Here is a 17,521-nt window from a genome sequence, read left to right as displayed (position 1 = left end):
TGCGGCGGAAGATCTCCCGAATGCTCACCAATGCTCGCGCGCACGAAGCGACCTGAAGCCGAAGCTGGGCAGAGCGTGAGACGCGCCGAACAGGCAACTGCGCAGCATCCCTAGGTGACGAAAAGCACCGAGCATGACCGGACCGTCTTGCGCGCATCTACAGTGGCGAAGGGGGACTTACGGGTTTCGACGGGGCTTTCGACGGGTTCGATACCGTCCGGGGACGGTGGTGCCCGGCGGCGTTGCCGCGGGGTCCCGGCGGATTTTGGGTGTAGTCGCAATGGTCTCGAAGACGGCAGGCAAGACACGGTTTTCCCTGGGGCGCGCCAGCAGCATGGCGTGCCTCATGCCGCTCGAGCCGCGGATGATGTTCGATGGCGCGGCGATCGTCACCGCGCATGATGCCGTATCGTCGGATAGCCCCCTGCTGGACGGCGGCGATCTGCTTGCCAAGCTCGCCACTGCGGACACCGCCGCCGCGCAGTCGGCACGGTCCACCGCCGACCCCGCGCGCCCTGCCGGCTCCGGCGACACGGCGGGCGTTCCCAACCTCCAACCCACCGAACAGCGCGCCTGGTTGCAGAGCGCGGTCGCGACCGACGCCGTCGCCGCGGCATCCCCGGACGCGACCAGCCGGGATGCCGCCGGACAGAGCTTCATCTTCATCGATTCCTCGCTCAGCGACTATGAGCAACTCGTCGAGGAATGGCGCGCGCAGGGGACCGTGATCGTGCTCGACGCGGGCGGCGACGGCCTTGCCCAGATCAGCGATGCGGTGTCGGGCCATACCAACGTCGGCGCGATCCACATCGTCAGCCACGGCGTCGCGGGTGCCTTCTTTCTCGGTGCCACCCGGGTCGATGCCGCGACGGCAACGGGGGCGCTGGCCGATCGGTTCGCCGCGATCGGCACGCATCTTTCGGCCGATGCCGACATTTTGATCTACGGGTGCGACGTGGCGGCGGGCCCGTCGGGCCAGGCCCTGGTCGACGCCATCGCGACGACCACCGGCGCGGATGTCGCGGCGTCGATCGACGATACCGGATCAGCGATGCGCGGCGGCAACTGGGTGCTCGAAAACAGGCTCGGCACGGTCGAGCATACCGCGCTCACCGCGCTGGACTGGCACGGGCTGCTCGCCACCGCGCAGATTGCGGTCAATTCGGCCACCACCGTGCTCAAAGTCTACAACGCCGCCGGGACCGAGGTGGCGAACAGCGCCACCGGCGCCGGGTTTTCGGTCATCATCGGCGCATCGCGGTCGACCGGCATCAGCGCGGGCTATGCGGTGTGGACCAACGCCGCGACGCTTAACGGACAAGCGCTCGACCTGCGCGCGGTGGTGGTGGGGACCACGCTCGGGACCGACGTCATCAACTTCGACCGGCCCGTCGCCACGACGAACGACCCCGGCTTCCTGCTCGCCACGGCGGGCGGGCCGACCTCGGGCGTGGCGTCGGCGCAGGTCCGCTGGGAACTGGTGCTGGGCGGCACGAACACCCCGGTCGCGGCGGACGTCAGCTTCACGATCGCCGACATCGACGGCACGGGTCTGAACCCCAACGCGTTCACCCGCGAAGGCGTGATCGTCTCGACCGACACGCTGACGTCGTTCCAGTCGGCGGCGATCAGCGACGTGCGCTTCACCACGATGACGCCAGGCCAGGTTGCCGCGTTCGGGACGCAGAACGAGCTGTCGCTCCCGCCGCTGCCGATCTCGGCCGCGAAGTTCAACTGGACCAATACCAGCACCTGGACGATCACCTATCAGCTCGATCGCGCGGCGTCCGCGCAAGCCGGGTTCAACCATGACGGCAACAACGAGTTCGCGTTCGGCGCGGGCGGGGTCACGACCTCGATCCCCCGGCTCGATCTCGATTCGAGCGACAGCACCGCGACCGGATCGAGCTATCTCGGCACGTTCATCGAGAACGGCAGCGGGATCCGCATCGCCAATACCGACGCCACGATCCTGAACCCGATCGGTTCGGTCACGTCGCTGACGGTGGGGCTGTCGAATGCGCAAAGCGGGGACCAGCTGCTCGTCAACGGGTCGACCGCGACGTCGGGCACCGTCACCGGCGGGATTTCCTACGCGATCACCGGCAGCACCCTCACCTTCACCGGCGCGGCGAGCGCGGCGACCTATCAGGCGGCGCTCGGCACGGTGACCTTCCGCAACACGGGCGAGCGGCCCGCCACGGTGGACCGCACGATCAACGTCAGTTTCGCGAATGCCACTTTCTCGTCCAACGTCGCGGTGGCGACGATCAAGGTGATCGAGGTCAACGACCTGCCCGTCGCGGTCAACGACGGCCCGCTGACGACCGCCGAGGACACGCCGATCGCCAACATCGCGGTGCTGACCAACGACACCGATCTCGACGACAAGCCGGTTCCCGGAACGACGACCAGCAACGTCGTAGTCACCGCCGCCAGCGCGCCCAACGGCACCGTCACGATCAACGCAGACGGCACGCTCAACTACATGCCCAACGCCAATTACAACGGCACCGACACGATCAGCTACACGATCAGCGATGGCCGCGGCGGAACGTCTAGCGCGATCGTGCCGATCACGATCACGCCGGTCAACGACGCGCCGACCCGGGTCGGATCGCTCGCGCCGCGCGCGAATGTCGATGCGGCGAGCGGCATCAGCGTGGCCACCGCCGCCGCCTTTGCCGATGTCGACGGCACCGCGCTCACCTATAGCGCGACCGGCCTGCCGAACGGGCTGTCGATCAACGCGAGCACCGGTGTGATCACCGGCACGATCGACCGATCCGCCAGCCAGGTCGCGGGCGGCGTCTACACCGTCGTCGTCACGGCGTCCGACGGGGCGCTGTCGACCACCCAGACCTTCGCCTGGACGATCACCAACCCGCCCCCGGTCGCGGTCAACGACCCCGCGCTGACCGTGAACGAGGACATCCCCGGCACGACCGTCAACGTGCTCGCCAACGACAGCGACCCGGATGGCGATCCGATCAGCATCGTGTCGGCATCGGCGGGCCGGGGCAGCGTCGTGGTCAACGCCAACGGCACGATCACCTATACGCCCAACGCCAATTTCAACGGCTCGGACACGATCAGCTACACCATCAGCGACAGCCAGGGCGGCACCGCCACCGCGACGATCCCGGTCACGGTGGTCGCGGTCAACGACGCGCCTGTCCGCGTCGGCACCCTGCCCGCGCAAGGCACCGTCGATGCGCAGGCCGGGATCAGCGTCGCCACCGCCGGCGGGTTCAGCGACGTCGACGATGCGACGCTGCGCTACACCGCGTCCGGGCTGCCCGCGGGTCTCGCGATCGACCCCGCCACCGGCGTCATTTCGGGAACGATCGACCGCTCGGCGAGCCAGGGCGGCAGCGGGGGCGTCTACGCGGTCACGGTCACCGCGACCGATGCCGGCGGGCTGGCAGCGACGCAGACCTTCGCCTGGTCGGTCACCAACCCCGCCCCCACCGCCGCCAACGACAGCGCCGCGACCAGCGAGGACACGCCGGTCACGATCAATGTCCTCGCCAACGACAGCGACCCCGATCGCGACCCGTTGAGCGTCGTCTCGGCGAGCGCGGCGAACGGCACGGTCACGATCAACCCCGACGGGACGCTGCGCTACGTTCCGAACGCCAATTTCAACGGCCAGGACACGATCACCTACACGATCAGCGACGGCCAGGGCGGCACCGCGAGCGCGAGCGTCGCGGTCGCGGTGGCCGCGGTGAACGATGCACCCGTCGCGGTCGGCACGCTGCCGCCGCAGGCCGGCGTCGATGCGCAAGGCGGGATCACCGTGCCGACCGCGGGCGCGTTCAGCGACGTCGACGACACGACGTTGCGCTATTCGGCGACCGGGTTGCCCGCGGGTCTGACGATCAACGCCGCGACCGGCGTGATTAGCGGAACGATCGACCGGTCGGCGAGCCAGGGAGGTAGCGGCGGCGTCTATGCGGTCACGGTGACCGCGACAGACGCGGGCGGCCTGCGCGCGAGCCAGACGTTCGTCTGGGCGGTCAGCAATCCGGCACCGATCACGCAGAACGATGCGGTGACGATCGACGAGGACACGACCGTCACGGTCAACGTACTGGCGAACGACAGCGATCCCGACGGCGACCCGCTCACCGTCGTCTCGGCGATGGCGACGGTCGGCTCGGCGGTCCTCTCGGGCAACCAGATCCAGTATACGCCGCCCGCCAATTTCAACGGCACCGCGACGATCACCTACCGGGTCAGCGACGGCCAGGGCGGCACCGCGACCGCGACGCTGACCGTGACCGTCACCCCGGTCAACGACGCCCCCGTCGCCACGCCGATCGCGCCGCGCAGCGTGACGGACGGTGCCGCGATCGCGGTGCCGGTCGCGGGCAACTTTTCCGACGTCGAGGGCGATGCGTTGCGCTTCGCCGCCATCGGGCTCCCGCCGGGGCTCGGCATCGATCCCGTCACGGGGGTGATCTCGGGCACGATCTCCAACAGCGCCAGCCAGACCAACGGCGGCATGTATAGCGCCACGATCACCGCGTCGGACGGCAAGGGCGGGACCGTCACGCAGACGATCAGCTTCACCGTCGCCAACCCGCCGCCGGCGGCAGCGAACGATTCGGTGAACACGATAGAAGACACGCCCGTCACCATCGACGTGCTGGCGAACGACACCGATCCGGATCGCGACCCGCTGACGGTCGTCACCGCCGCCGCCGGCAATGGCACCGTCACGATCACCCCCGACGGCACCCTGCGCTACGTACCCAACGCCAATTTCAACGGCACCGACACGATCACCTATACGATCAGCGACGGTCAGGGCGGCACGTCGACCGCGACCGTCTCCGTCACGGTGGACGCGGTGAACGATCCGCCGCTGGTGTCGGGCAGCATCGGCGACCAGGCCAGTCCCGACAGCCAGGTCGTCCACCTGCCCGTCGGCGGCGCGTTTGCCGATCCCGAAGGCGACACGCTCGCCTTCACCGCGCAGGGCTTGCCCGCCGGCCTCACGATCGACGCGGCGACCGGCGTGATCTCCGGCACGATCGATCATAGCGCCAGCCAGGCGAACGCCGGCGTCTACACGGTCACCGTCACCGCGAGCGACGGCAAGGGCGGCAGCGTATCGCAGACCTTCGTCTGGTCGGTCACCAACCCCGCGCCGGTCGCAGCCAACGACAGCGTGACGGTGGACGAGGATGGCTCGGTCCGCATCCCGGTGCTTGCCAATGACGGCGATCCGGATCGTGATCCGCTGACGGTGACGGCGGCAAGCGCGGGCAACGGCAGCGTGACGATCTCGGTCGACGGGTCGCTCGTCTATACGCCCAACCCGAATTTCAACGGCCCCGACACGATCGTCTATCGCATCACCGATGGCGACGGCGGCGTTGCCACCGCGACCGTCACGGTGACCGTGAAACCCGTCAACGATCCCCCGGTGACCAGCGGCATTCCGGCGCAGAATGGCGACGACGGGACCGCCGTATCCTTTTCGATCGCGTCGTCGTTCAGCGATCCCGACGGTGACCCGCTGACCTTCACCGCGACCAACCTGCCGCCGAACCTGACGCTCGACCCGATGACGGGCGTCATCAGCGGCGTGCTCGATCCCAGCACGTCGGTGAACGGGCCGTATGTCGTCACCGTCACCGCGACCGATCCGTCGGGCGCGGCAGTCACCACCACGTTCCTCTATTCGGTGCAGAACAATCCGCCATCCGCGGTCAACGACATGGCCGCCACCCCCGAGGACGTCCCCGTGACGATCGCGGTGCTGACCAACGACAGCGATCCGAACCATGATCCGCTCCAGATCACGTCCGCGAGCGCGACGCACGGTAGCGTCGTCGTCAATGCCGACGGCACGGTGACGTTCACGCCCGCCGCCGACTTCAACGGGATCGCGGTGGTCAGCTATACGATATCCGACGGCAAGGGCGGCGTTTCGACCGCGACCGCGACGATCACGGTGACGCCGGTCAACGACGCGCCCGATGCGGTCGCGATCCCGGCGCTCGCCAACCAGGACGGCGAGAGCGCGTCGGTCAATGTCGGGACGTTCTTCTCCGATCGCGACGGCGACACGCTCGTCTTCGCCGCAGCCGGGCTACCGCCGGGCATCGGGATCGATCCGGCGACGGGCATCCTGTCGGGCACGCTCGCCGCCGACGCGAGCCAGGGCGGCACCGGCGGGGTGTATACGGTCACGGTGACGGCAACCGACCCGAGCGGGCAAGCGGTCAGCCGCATCTTCCCCTGGTCGATCACCAACCCGGCCCCCGTGGCCGCCAACGACAGCGCCTTCGCCGCGGACGCCATGCCGGTGGCAATCACCGTGCTGGCCAACGACCACGATCCCGAGGGCGATCCCTTGACGGTGACCCGCGCGACCGCGCTGCACGGCACGGTCTCGATCGGGGCGGACGGCGTGCTGACCTATACGCCCGCACGGGCCTATAACGGCACCGACACGATCACCTATGCGATCAGCGACGGCAATGGCGGCAGCGCGACCGCCGCGGTCACGGTCGGCGTCTCGTCGTCCAACCAGGCGCCGGTCGCGGCAGACGACCATGCGACGACCAGCGAGGACACCCCCGTCACGATCGCGGTCCTGTCCAACGACAGCGACGTGGACGGCAACGGTCTGACCGTGACCGAAGCACTGTCGCCCGACGGGACCGTCGCGATCAACCCGGACGGGACGATCACCTTCACCCCGGCAGCGAACTTCAACGGCACGACCACGATCCGCTACGCGATCAGCGACGGCTATGGCGGGACGTCGAGCGCGACGGTCATGGTCGATGTCACCCCGGTCAACGATGCGCCGGTCGCCAATCCGTCGAGCGCCACCACCGCGGAGGACACGCCGGTCGTGCTGGCGGTGCTCGCCAACGACACCGATGCCGATGGCAATCCGCTGTGGGTGACATCGGCGATGGCGACGAACGGGACGGTTGTGATCCTCGCGGATGGTACGGTCCGCTACACGCCGGACGCCAACTTCACCGGCACCGACACTATCACCTATACGATCGGCGACGGGCAGGACGGATTTTCGACCTCGACCGTGACGGTGACCGTGACCCCGGTCAACGACGCCCCCACCGCGACGCCGATCACGCCCCAGGTGAGTGCCGATGGCAGCACGGTCAGCCTGCCCGTCGCGGACACCTTCGCCGACATCGACGGCGGTGCCCTGCGCTTCAGCGCGACCGGGCTGCCCGCCGGCCTGTCGATCGACCCCGCCACCGGCGTGATCAGCGGCACCATCGATCGATCGGCGAGCCAGGGGAACGGCGGCAGCTACGGCGTGGTCGTGACCGCGAGCGACGGCAACGGCGGGACGGTCAGCACGCCGTTCAGCTGGTGGGTGACCAACCCCGCCCCCACCGCGGCCAACGACAGCGCAACCACGGCCGAGGACACGCCGGTCATCGTGTTGGTGCTCGCCAACGACAGCGACCCCGATCGCGATCCGTTCACCGTGGTCAGCGCGACGTCCCCCGATGGCGTGGCGACGATCAACCCCGACGGCACGATCACCTTCACGCCCGCCGCGAATTTCAACGGCGTGGCGACGGTCGCCTATGCGATCAGCGACGGCCAGGGCGGCATGGCGAATGCGACCTTGTCCATCACCGTCACGCCGGTCAACGATGCGCCGGTCGTCGATACCCCGCTGGCGAACGTGGCCCAAGTCGACGGCGCGACCGTCTCGCTACCCGTCGCGGGGGCCTTTTCCGATGTCGACGGCGACACGCTGTCCTTCACGGCGGCAGGCCTGCCGGCGGGGCTCGTGATCGACCCGGCGACCGGCGTCATCAGCGGGACGATCGACCGGTCGGCAAGCCAGGTCGGCGGCGGCGTCTATGCGGTCACCGTCACCGCCAGCGACGGCAACGGCGGAACGGTCGCCACCGGCTTCACCGTCACCGTGACCAATCCCGGACCGAGCGCGACCAACGACAGCGCGACGACGGCGGAGGACACGCCGGTCACCATCCCCGTGCTCGCCAATGACAGCGACCCGGACGGCGACCCGCTGCAGGTCACGTCCGCCAGCTCCCCCGACGGCGCGGTGACGATCAACGCCGATGGCACGCTGACCTTCGTTCCCGCCGCCAATTTCAACGGCGCGACAACGATCGACTATACGATCAGCGACGGCCAGGGCGGGATGGCGACGGCGACCGTGGCGGTGACTGTCACGCCCGTGAACGACGCACCCGTGGTCGCCACGCCGCTGCCCGACGTGGCGGGGGTCGACGGCGCGGCGGTCAGCCTGCCGACCGCGGGCCGCTTTTCCGATCTCGACGGCGACACGCTGCGCTTCAGGGCAACGGGCTTGCCGGCGGGGCTGGTGATCGACCCGGCGACCGGACTCATCAGCGGCACGCTCGACCGGTCCGCCAGCCAACAGAACGGCGGCGTCTACGGCGTGGCCGTCACCGCGAACGACGGGGCCGGCGGCACCGCCACGGCAACCTTCACCGTGACCGCGACCAACCCCGCACCGACCCCCGTGGACGATCGCGCGTCGACGCCGGAGGACACGCCGGTGACGATCGCGGTGCTGACCAACGACACCGATCCGGACAATGATCCGCTGCAGGTCGCCAGCGCCTATTCCCCCGACGGCACCGTCGCCATCAACCCCGACGGCACGCTGACCTTCGTGCCCGCCGCCAATTTCAACGGCGCGACGACGATCACCTACGCGATCAGCGATGGCCAGGGCGGAATGGCGACGGCCACCGTCGCCGTCACCGTCACGCCGGTCAACGATGCGCCAATGGTCGACATGCCACTGTCCAACCGGTCGGATCTCGACGGTACGCCGGTTTCGGTCGCGACGTCGGGCAGCTTCTCGGACATCGACCGCGATCCGCTGACCTTCTCCGCGACGGGCCTGCCCGACCGGCTGACGATCGATCCGGCGACCGGGGTGATCAGCGGCACGCTGTCCGCCGACGCAAGCCAAGTCGGCGGGGGGATCTACCGCGTCTCGGTCACCGCCAGCGACGGCGCTGGCGGAAGCGCGACGTCGACGTTCGTCTGGAGCATCGCCAACCCGCCGCCGGTCGCCGCGAACGATGCGGCCATGCTGAACGAGGATCCCGCCGCCCCCGTCACGATCGCGGTGCTGGCAAACGACCGCGACCCGGACAGCGACCCGCTGCACGTCACCACGGCGGCCGCAGCGCACGGGACCGTCACGGTCAACGCCGACGGCACGCTCTCCTATACGCCCGCCGCCAATTACAACGGCACCGACACGATCACCTATACGATCAGCGATGGGCAGGGCGGCGTTTCGACCGCGACAGTCGCGGTTACCATCGATCCGGTCAACGATGCCCCGGTCAGCACGGCCCTACCGGACCAGTCCAGCGTCGATTCGGACAGCGTGTCCTTCCCCGCCGGTTCCGCGTTCGGCGACATCGACAGCGGTTCGCTGACGTATGACGCGACCGACCTGCCCCCCGGCCTGACGATCGATCCGGCGACCGGCGTCATCAGCGGGACGTTGGATTCGTCTGCAAGCCAGGGCGGCGACGGGGGCGTCTATCGCGTCACCGTCACCGCCAGCGACGGGGCCGGCGGGAGCGTATCGACGTCGTTCACCTGGACGGTGACCAACCCGGCACCGACCGCCGTGAACGATGGTGCCGCGACCAGCGAGGATGTGCCGGTCACGATCGCGGTCCTCGCCAACGACAGCGATCCGGACCATGATCCCCTGGGCGTCGCAAGCGCGACTGCCGACACCGGCACCGTCATGATCAACCCGGACGGGACGCTGACCTACACGCCGCGCGCCGATTACGCCGGCACCGACACGATCACCTATACGATCAGCGACGGACAGGGCGGCGTTTCGACCGCGACGGTCGCGGTCACGGTCGTGCCGGTCAACGATCCGCCCGTGGCCGTGAACGACACCGCGACCACGAACGAGGACACGCCCGTCACGCTGGCGGTGCTGCGGAACGACAGCGATCGCGAGGGAAATCCGCTGACGGTGACCGCGGCGCATTCGGCGCAGGGTGCCACGACGATCAACCCCGACGGCACGATCGGCTTCACGCCGGCGGCGCACTTCACGGGCGTGGCGACGGTCACCTATGCGATCAGCGACGGCAACGGCGGATCGGCGACGGCGACCGCAACGATCACGGTGCTGCCGGTCAACCATCCGCCGATCGCGGTGGCCGACCGTGCTGCGACGAACGCGGATGTGCCCGTCGTCATCCCGCTGCTGGGCAATGATCGTGACGTCGATGGTGACAGCCTGTCGGTGGTCCGCGCGACGGCCGCGAACGGGACGGTGACGATCCTGTCCGACGGGACCGTGCGGTACACGCCCAATGCCGGCTTCGTCGGCACCGACACGATCGCCTACACGATCCTCGACGGCAAGGGGGGCACGGCGACCGGGACCGCCTCGGTCGTGGTGACGCGGATCAACACGCCGCCGGTGGACGGGAACGAGGCGATCGAGGCGGTCGGCGGCGTCCGCTGCCGTATCCCGGTGCTGGCGAACGTCAGCGATGCCGACAATGACCCGGTGTGCGTCTTTTCGGCCACCGCCGACGTCGGCACGGTCACGATCAACCCAGACGGCACGCTCGCCTATGTCGCGCCGATCGGTTTCCAGGGCACCGCCTGCATCCGCTACGTCGTCAGCGACGGGCGGGGCGGCTTCACCGCTTCGGTGGCAATGGTGCGCGTCGCGCAGGCGGCGGCCGACGTGAATGCGCTGCTCGGCCTGTATCCACGGCCGGGCGTACCCGACGGCGCACGCGGGGAGAACGTCCGCGATCCGGCGGGGAGCTTCCTCGCCGTCCCGCTGATCATCGACGATACGGTCAACGGCTTCCGCAGCCTGCACGGCACCCCCGATCTCGGCGGCGATGGTCCGCTGCTGACGGCGGTGAACGGGATCAGCTGGCTGGGCGGCCAGGCGAGCCCGGGCCGCAACGGCATGCCCGCCGTCGACGACACGATCCGCCACCTCGACCGCGTCCGGAACCTGCGGGACGATGTCGACCGGCTGTTCGATCCGCGTTGGGGCGACTTCACGCTCAAGCCGCTGAACGGCTTCTCGGTCCGGCAGCTCGCCACGGGCAACGATCAGGTCATGATCGAATCGATCGTGCGCGATCGCATCCTGTACATGGAAATGAAGGACGTCGCGGCGGACGATGCCCCGAGGATCACCGACTATTCGCTGCGGATGCGGGACGGATCGCGGCTGCCCGACTGGGTGACGATGGACCAGCGGGGCCTGGCGATCCTCGAACGCCCGGTCGATGCCGAGGAACTCCACCTCGTCGTCCACGCGGTTCGCGCCGACGGTCGCGCCTTCGACATTCCGGTCGTCGTGCAGGGCGCGACCGGCGAGATCCAGCTGGATTCACCGATCGCCGACCGGCGCGCCGGTGCCGCCGCGCCGCTGTCGCGAACGCTGCACGCCGCGCGCACCGCCTTTCACCGCGAAACCGCCGCGCTGGCGGACGCCTTTTCCGATCACGCCCAAGGGATGACGCAATGACCGTCTTGAAACTCGCCGGATTGCCGCTGCTGGTGCTCGTCGCCGGCTGCGCGGTAACCCCCCAACCGCTTTCCGTCTCGCACCTCGGCCAGACCGCGGACCGCAACCTGGCGCGCGTCGACGCCGACAAGGAACCCGTGTCCGGGCCGATCGACCTGTACGAGGCAATGGCGCGCGCGCTGAAATACAACCTCGACTACAAGGTCGAGATGATGAACGAAGCGCTGAAGGTCCGCGAAATGGACCTGGCGCGCTACGACATGCTGCCGCAGATCGTCGCCAACGGCGGCTATGCCGGGCGGAGCAACTATTCCGGGGCAAGCTCGCTGTCGCTGCTCAGCCGTCGCCAGTCGCTCGAACCCTCGACCTCCTCGGAAAAGAACGTCTTCACCGGGGACCTGACGCTCAGCTGGGACGTGCTCGATTTCGGCCTGTCCTATGTCCGTGCCAAGCAGCGTGCCGACGAGGTGCTGATCGCGCAGGAGCAACGCCGCAAGGTCTCGACCCGCATCATCGAGGACGTCCGCACGTCCTACTGGCGCGCGGTCAGCGCGGAACGGTTGCTGACCAAGCTGCAGGCGCTCGAGGATTCGGTCTCGACCACGCTCGACCATTCCGAACGCCTGGCCGAACGCCGCCTGTCGCCACCGCTCACCGCACTCACCTATCAGCGCGAACTGATCGACATTCAGGCGCAGGTTCGCCGCCTGCAACGCGAACTGGTCATCGCCAAGGCGCAACTGGCGGCGCTGATGAACCTGAAGCCTGGAACGCCGTTCAACCTGGTCCTGCCCGACCGCGGCAGCGCGCTGCCGCCGGTCCACCAGAGTGGCGAGGAGATGATGATCACCGCGCTGCGCAACCGGTCCGAACTGCGCGAGGTCAGCTATCGCCAGCGGATCAATGCCAGGGAACTGGACGCCGCCCTGCTCCGCGCGCTGCCCAGTTTCCGCGGCCTCGTCGGCGCGAACGTGGATTCGAACAGTTTCCTGTTCAATCAGAACTGGGTCCAATGGGGTGCGCGCGCGAGCTGGAATGTCCTCAACGTGTTCCGCTATCCCGCCCAGAAGAAGGCGGTGCGGGCGCAGGACGCGGTGCTGCAGCAGCGCGAGCTCGCGCTGACCATGGCGGTCATCACGCAGGTCCACGTCGCCCGCGCGCGCTACGCGCATCTTGCCGAGGAGCTGGAGACCGCCGCGCACCAGTTGGCGGTGCAGGAGAAGATCAAGCGCCAGATCGAGGCCGGGTATCGCGCCGGCGCGATGAGCCAGCAGACCCAGTTGCGCGAGGAGATGAACACGCTCGTGGCCGAAGTCCAATATGACATCGCCTACGCCGACGCGCAAAATGCCTATGCCAACCTGTACAGCTCGATGGGGATCGACGGCTTCGGGGCGGATCTTACCGGGCGGGAGACCGTGAAAGCGCTGTCCGCTTCGCTGGCAACCGGGTGGGACGCGCGCTCGCGCGCGGCGGTGCTGAAATGAAGTTCGATCGCGTGATCGCATTCGCGCCGGTCGACGACGCGGCCCCTGCGGCCCGGCCCCGGCGCATCTGGGTGCTGGCGGCGGTGGGCGCGGCCGGTGCCGCGCTGCTCGGCTATACGGCGGGCACGTATCGCACCGTCGAACGGTTCCCGGACGAGCAGGTCGCGCCGCCCCGGGACGCAGCGCCGTTGCCGGCCGTCATCGCACGCCCGGCACCCCGGCCCGTCGAAGCGGCGATCCGCGGCGTCATCAAGGCTTCGAGCACATCGACCGTGGCGTCGCGCATGACCGCGCGGATCGTCGCGATGCCGTTCGCCGAAGGCCAGTCCTTCGCCGCCGGCGCGGAGCTGGTGCGATTCGACTGCACCGCCTCCGCGGCGCAACTGCGCGCCGCGGAGGCGGCCTCGGCGGCGTACCGCAAGACCTACGAAACGCAGGTCGAACTCGACAGCTACGAGGCGACCGGAAAGAACGAGGTGGCGGTCAGCCGCGCCAATCTCGGCAAGGCGGATGCCGAGGCCAAGGCGGTCGCGGCGCAGATGTCCGATTGTTCGGTGCGCGCGCCGTTCGCGGGCAAGGTGGTCGAGCAGACGGCCCGGCGCAACGACATCGCCGCCAGCGGGCAGCCGCTGCTCAAGATCCAGAGCGGCGGTGCCGGGGAGATCGAGATGATCGTGCCGAGCCGCTGGCTGACCTGGGTCGGACCGGGCGCGCAGTTCAGCTTCACCATCGACGAGACCGGCAAATCGGTGCGGGGTCGCGTGCAGCGGCTCGGCGCGGCGGTCGACCCGGTCAGCAAGACGATCAAGGTCACCGGCGCGATCACCAGGCAGGACGGCCTGATCCTGGCCGGCATGAGCGGCTCGGCGATCTTCGACGACGCGCGCGCCGGACAGGGCGGACACGCGCTCGCCGTCTCGGCACCCGTCGGTACGGCAGCTGCGGAGCAAGCGCATGCCAAGCACGGCTGAGGCGGCCATTCCGATTCCCCTGCGCGTCGACGGAATCGCCGGCGCCGCGCTGCCCGCGCTGATGCAGTTCGAGGGGGAGGTGCGTCGGCAACCCAGCGTGGCCGAGCTCTGCTACCTTGTCGCCAACGACCTGCGCCGGATCGTGTCCTACGATCAGGCCTTCGTGCTGCGCGAGGCGATGGCCGGGACCGCGCTGCACGTGGTCTGCGCCTCGAGCATCGCGGTGGTCGACCGCAACGCGCCGCTGATCCAGGCGGTCGAGCGCCATCTCGCCGCGCATCTGGCAGACACGACCGAGCCCGCCCCTGCCGCGTTCGACCTGGCGCGGCTGTCGGACGATCCGGTGCTTGCCGACTATCCGTTCCTCGCGTGGCACTGGCAGCCGCTCGACGACCGCACGGGGAAGACGTTCGCCGGCCTGGTGCTGACTCGCGAAACCCCGTTCGATCCCCGCGAGGCGACGCGGATCGCGCGCGCGGCGGAAACGATCGCGCATGCGTGGCTGGCGCTGACCGCCCATCGCCCGGTCCGCAAGCTGTGGCTGCCATCGGTGCGACAGCGCGGATGGCTGCTCGCCGCGGCGGCGGCCATCGCGCTGTTTCCGGTGCGGATGAGCGTGCTCGCGCCGATGGAGGTGGTCGCCGCGCGGCCCTACGTCGTCTCGGCACCGTTCGCCGGCGTGATCCGCGAGATCGCGGTCGCGCCCAATACGATGGTCCGCCAGGGGCAGCCGGTGCTGGTGTTCGAGGACGTGAAGGTCCGCAACGAACTTGCGCAGGCGGAGGAACGGCTGGCCGTCGCCAGGGCCAAGCTGGAACGCGCCAGCAGCGCGGCCTTTGCCGACGCAGCGCAGGCGCACGACATCGCCCAGCTCCAGGCGGAGGCCGATCTCGCGCGATCCGATTTCGCTTATGCCCGCGACGTGATGGCCAAGTCGCAGGTGCTCGCGCCGCGCGCCGGAATGGTGCTCTACAGCGACCGCCGCGACTGGGAAGGGCGTGCGGTCAACGTCGGCGACCCCATCGTCCAGATCGTCGATCCGCGCCAGGTCGCCTTCCACGTCGAACTCCCCGCCAAGGAACAGCTCCGGTTGAACGCCGGCGCGCCGATGCAGGTGTGGCTCGATGCGGAGCCGCTGTGGGCGCTGGGCGGCCGGGTGGTCTCGGCGAGCTATCAGGCGCGGCCGACGCCGGAAGGGGTTTTGTCCTTTGCGGTGATCGCCCGGCCGGACGGCACGCCGCCCCGCATCGGGTCGCGCGGCACCGCCAGACTGTACGGACGCTGGGTCCCGCTGTCCTATGCGCTGCTGCGTCGGCCGATCGCCGCGCTGCGCCAGACGATCGGGCTGTGATGGCGTCGCTCGCGACGCCGTCTCCGCTCGCACTCCCGGCATTGCGGCAGGAATTGCGGATCGAGCCGGGCACCCCGCTGATCGGGGGTGCGCCGGGGTGGACGCTGTTCGATCCGCTCCGCCATGCCTTCTACCGGCTCGGGCGGATCGAACATGCGATCTTCGCGTGCTGGGCGCGCGGCGCGTTCGCCGAGCTTGGCGCGGCGCTGGCGGCAGAGGGCCTGGACGACGCTGAGGCCAATCGCGCGGTGCAGCGCGTCGTCGCCTTTTCGCTCGAGCATCAGCTCGTCGTCGCGCCGATCGGCGATGTCGTCGCGGCGATGAACGCCCGCCGCGTCGCGCAGCGCCGCGCGTGGTGGAAGTGGATGCTCGACAATTACCTGTTCTTCCGCATCCCGCTGGTCCGCCCCGCCGCGCGGCTGGAGGCGGCGATGCGCTGGTTCAGGCCGCTCTGGTCGGTCCGCACGCTATGGGTGTTTGCCGCGCTAGTGCTGTTCGACCTGATCATGGTGGCGCGCCAGTGGGATGCGTTCGCGACGTCCTTCCTCTATTTCTTCAGCTGGCAGGGGGTGCTCGTCTACGCACTCGGCCTGTCGGCGGTGAAGGTGATCCACGAACTGGGACACGCGCTGACCGCGACCCGCTTCGGCTGTCGCGTGGCGTCGATGGGGGTCAGTTTCCTCGTGATGATGCCGGTGCTCTATACCGACACGAGCAGCGCCTGGCGGCTGCGCGCGCGCCGCCAGCGCATCGCGATCGACTGCGCGGGCGTCGCCGCCGAGCTGATGACCGCGGCGCTGTGCACCTTCGTGTGGCTCTGGCTGCCCGATGGCGCGCTGCGCAGCGCGATGTTCGTCCTCGCCACGTCGAGCTGGGTGGTCAGCCTGTTCATCAACCTCAGCCCGCTGACCCGGTTCGACGGCTATTACGTCCTGTCCGACCTGCTCGGCGTCCCCAATCTGCAGCCGCGCGCCTTCGCGCTGGGGCGCTGGCAACTGCGCGAGCTGCTGTTCGGGCTCGGCCATGCCCCGCCCGAGGACCTGCCGCTGCGGCTGCGCCGGTTCCTCGTCGGCTATGCGTGGCTCACCTGGATCTACCGGCTGGTGCTGTTCTTCGGGATCGCGCTGCTGGTCTATCATCTGTTCTTCAAGCTCGCGGGCATCCTGCTGTTCGCGATCGAGATCGGAGTCTTCATCGTGCGCCCCATCCTTGCCGAACTCCGCGCCTGGACACATTTGCGCCATGACATCGCCCGCAGCCCGCGCGGCCGCTGGACGCTGGGCCTGGCGGGGCTCGCGCTGGTCGCGATGGTCCTGCCGCTCGACCGGCACGTCAGCGCGCCCGCACTGCTCGCGCCGATCGATTCGGAACCGCTCGTCGCGGGGGATGCCGCGCGGATCGACGCGGTGCGCGTCGCCGACGGGCAGGCGGTCCGCCGCGGGCAGATCATCGCCGAACTGAGCGCCCCCGCCCTGCACGCCAGCCAGCAGGGCAGCGCGGCGCGCATCGCCGGGCTCGAAACGCAGCTCGCGCGATCGAGCGCGGATCGCATCGACCTGTCCAACCGCGCGGTGATCGAACGCGAGCTCGCCGCCGAGCGCGCGCGGCTGAAGGGCGCCAGCGACCTGGCGGAACGGCTGGTGCTGCGCGCGCCGATCGACGGGATCGTCACCGACCTGCGTCCTGAAATCCACGCGGGCCGCTGGATCGGCGGCGGCGAGATCGTCGCGCGGATCGTCAGCCCCGACCGCGCCGACATCCAGGCCTATGTCGGCGAGACGGGGCTCGCGCGCATCGCGGAGTCCGCGCACGCCCGGTTCGTGCCCGACGACGTCGCGCGACCCGCCCGGCCGGCAAGGCTGCTCGAGATCGGGCGGGCGGCGGTGCAGTCGCTCGACCAGCCGCTGCTCGCCTCGACCAACGGCGGGCCGATCGCGGTCAACAGCGATCCCCAGAACCATCTGAAGCCACGCGAGGCGCTGTACCGTCTGCGCTTCCTCGCGGCGATCGACGCGCCCGAACGGCCCGCAGCGTTCATCCAGCCCATCCCCGGCCGACTCATCATCGATGCCGAGCGCCGAAGCATGCTGGACGGCGCGCTCCGCTGGCTGATGCGGCTGGTGCACCGCGAGGCTTCGATAAGTTGAGCCTG

At 69.4% G+C, this 17,521-nt stretch carries 5 protein-coding genes; all 5 read left to right on the top strand.

Annotated features, from left to right (window positions below):
- Positions 1–346: 346 nt before the first annotated feature.
- Genes RH91_RS22275 through RH91_RS06310 form a run of 5 tightly spaced genes read left to right on the top strand, consistent with a single transcriptional unit; the run spans position 347 to position 17,516 of the window.
- A complete protein-coding gene (locus RH91_RS22275) occupies positions 347–11,560 on the top strand; it encodes an Ig-like domain-containing protein (RefSeq protein ID WP_051116670.1) in 11,214 nt (3,737 codons plus the stop codon).
- Positions 11,557–13,047: a TolC family protein gene (locus tag RH91_RS06325; protein ID WP_010161773.1), complete on the top strand. Its 1,491-nt coding sequence runs from the start codon at positions 11,557–11,559 to the stop codon at positions 13,045–13,047. Before RH91_RS22275 ends, RH91_RS06325 begins: the two co-directional genes overlap by 4 nt.
- On the top strand, positions 13,044–14,018 hold the full coding sequence (locus RH91_RS21225) for an efflux RND transporter periplasmic adaptor subunit (RefSeq protein WP_157136864.1): 975 nt from the start codon (positions 13,044–13,046) through the stop codon (positions 14,016–14,018). The genes RH91_RS06325 and RH91_RS21225 overlap by 4 nt, the downstream gene beginning before the upstream one ends.
- Positions 14,002–15,369: an efflux RND transporter periplasmic adaptor subunit gene (locus tag RH91_RS06315; RefSeq protein ID WP_010161771.1), complete on the top strand. Its 1,368-nt coding sequence runs from the start codon at positions 14,002–14,004 to the stop codon at positions 15,367–15,369. The genes RH91_RS21225 and RH91_RS06315 overlap by 17 nt, the downstream gene beginning before the upstream one ends.
- Entirely contained in the window at positions 15,369–17,516 is a 2,148-nt protein-coding gene (locus RH91_RS06310; protein WP_010161770.1) for a site-2 protease family protein, read from the top strand. The genes RH91_RS06315 and RH91_RS06310 overlap by 1 nt, the downstream gene beginning before the upstream one ends.
- The last annotated feature ends 5 nt before the right edge of the window (positions 17,517–17,521 follow it).

This window comes from Sphingomonas sp. PAMC 26617 (assembly GCF_000242835.1).
GTDB lineage: Bacteria > Pseudomonadota > Alphaproteobacteria > Sphingomonadales > Sphingomonadaceae > Sphingomonas.
Note: the sequence above shows the minus strand (reverse complement) of the source record. Positions and strands in the feature narration are given on the sequence as shown.

Coding starts and splice junctions, on each gene's coding strand:
- RH91_RS22275 (WP_051116670.1), top strand. CDS start 347: ATGCCGCTCGAGCCGCGGATGATGTTCGATGGCGCGGCGATCGTCACC.
- RH91_RS06325 (WP_010161773.1), top strand. CDS start 11,557: ATGACCGTCTTGAAACTCGCCGGATTGCCGCTGCTGGTGCTCGTCGCC.
- RH91_RS21225 (WP_157136864.1), top strand. CDS start 13,044: ATGAAGTTCGATCGCGTGATCGCATTCGCGCCGGTCGACGACGCGGCC.
- RH91_RS06315 (WP_010161771.1), top strand. CDS start 14,002: ATGCCAAGCACGGCTGAGGCGGCCATTCCGATTCCCCTGCGCGTCGAC.
- RH91_RS06310 (WP_010161770.1), top strand. CDS start 15,369: ATGGCGTCGCTCGCGACGCCGTCTCCGCTCGCACTCCCGGCATTGCGG.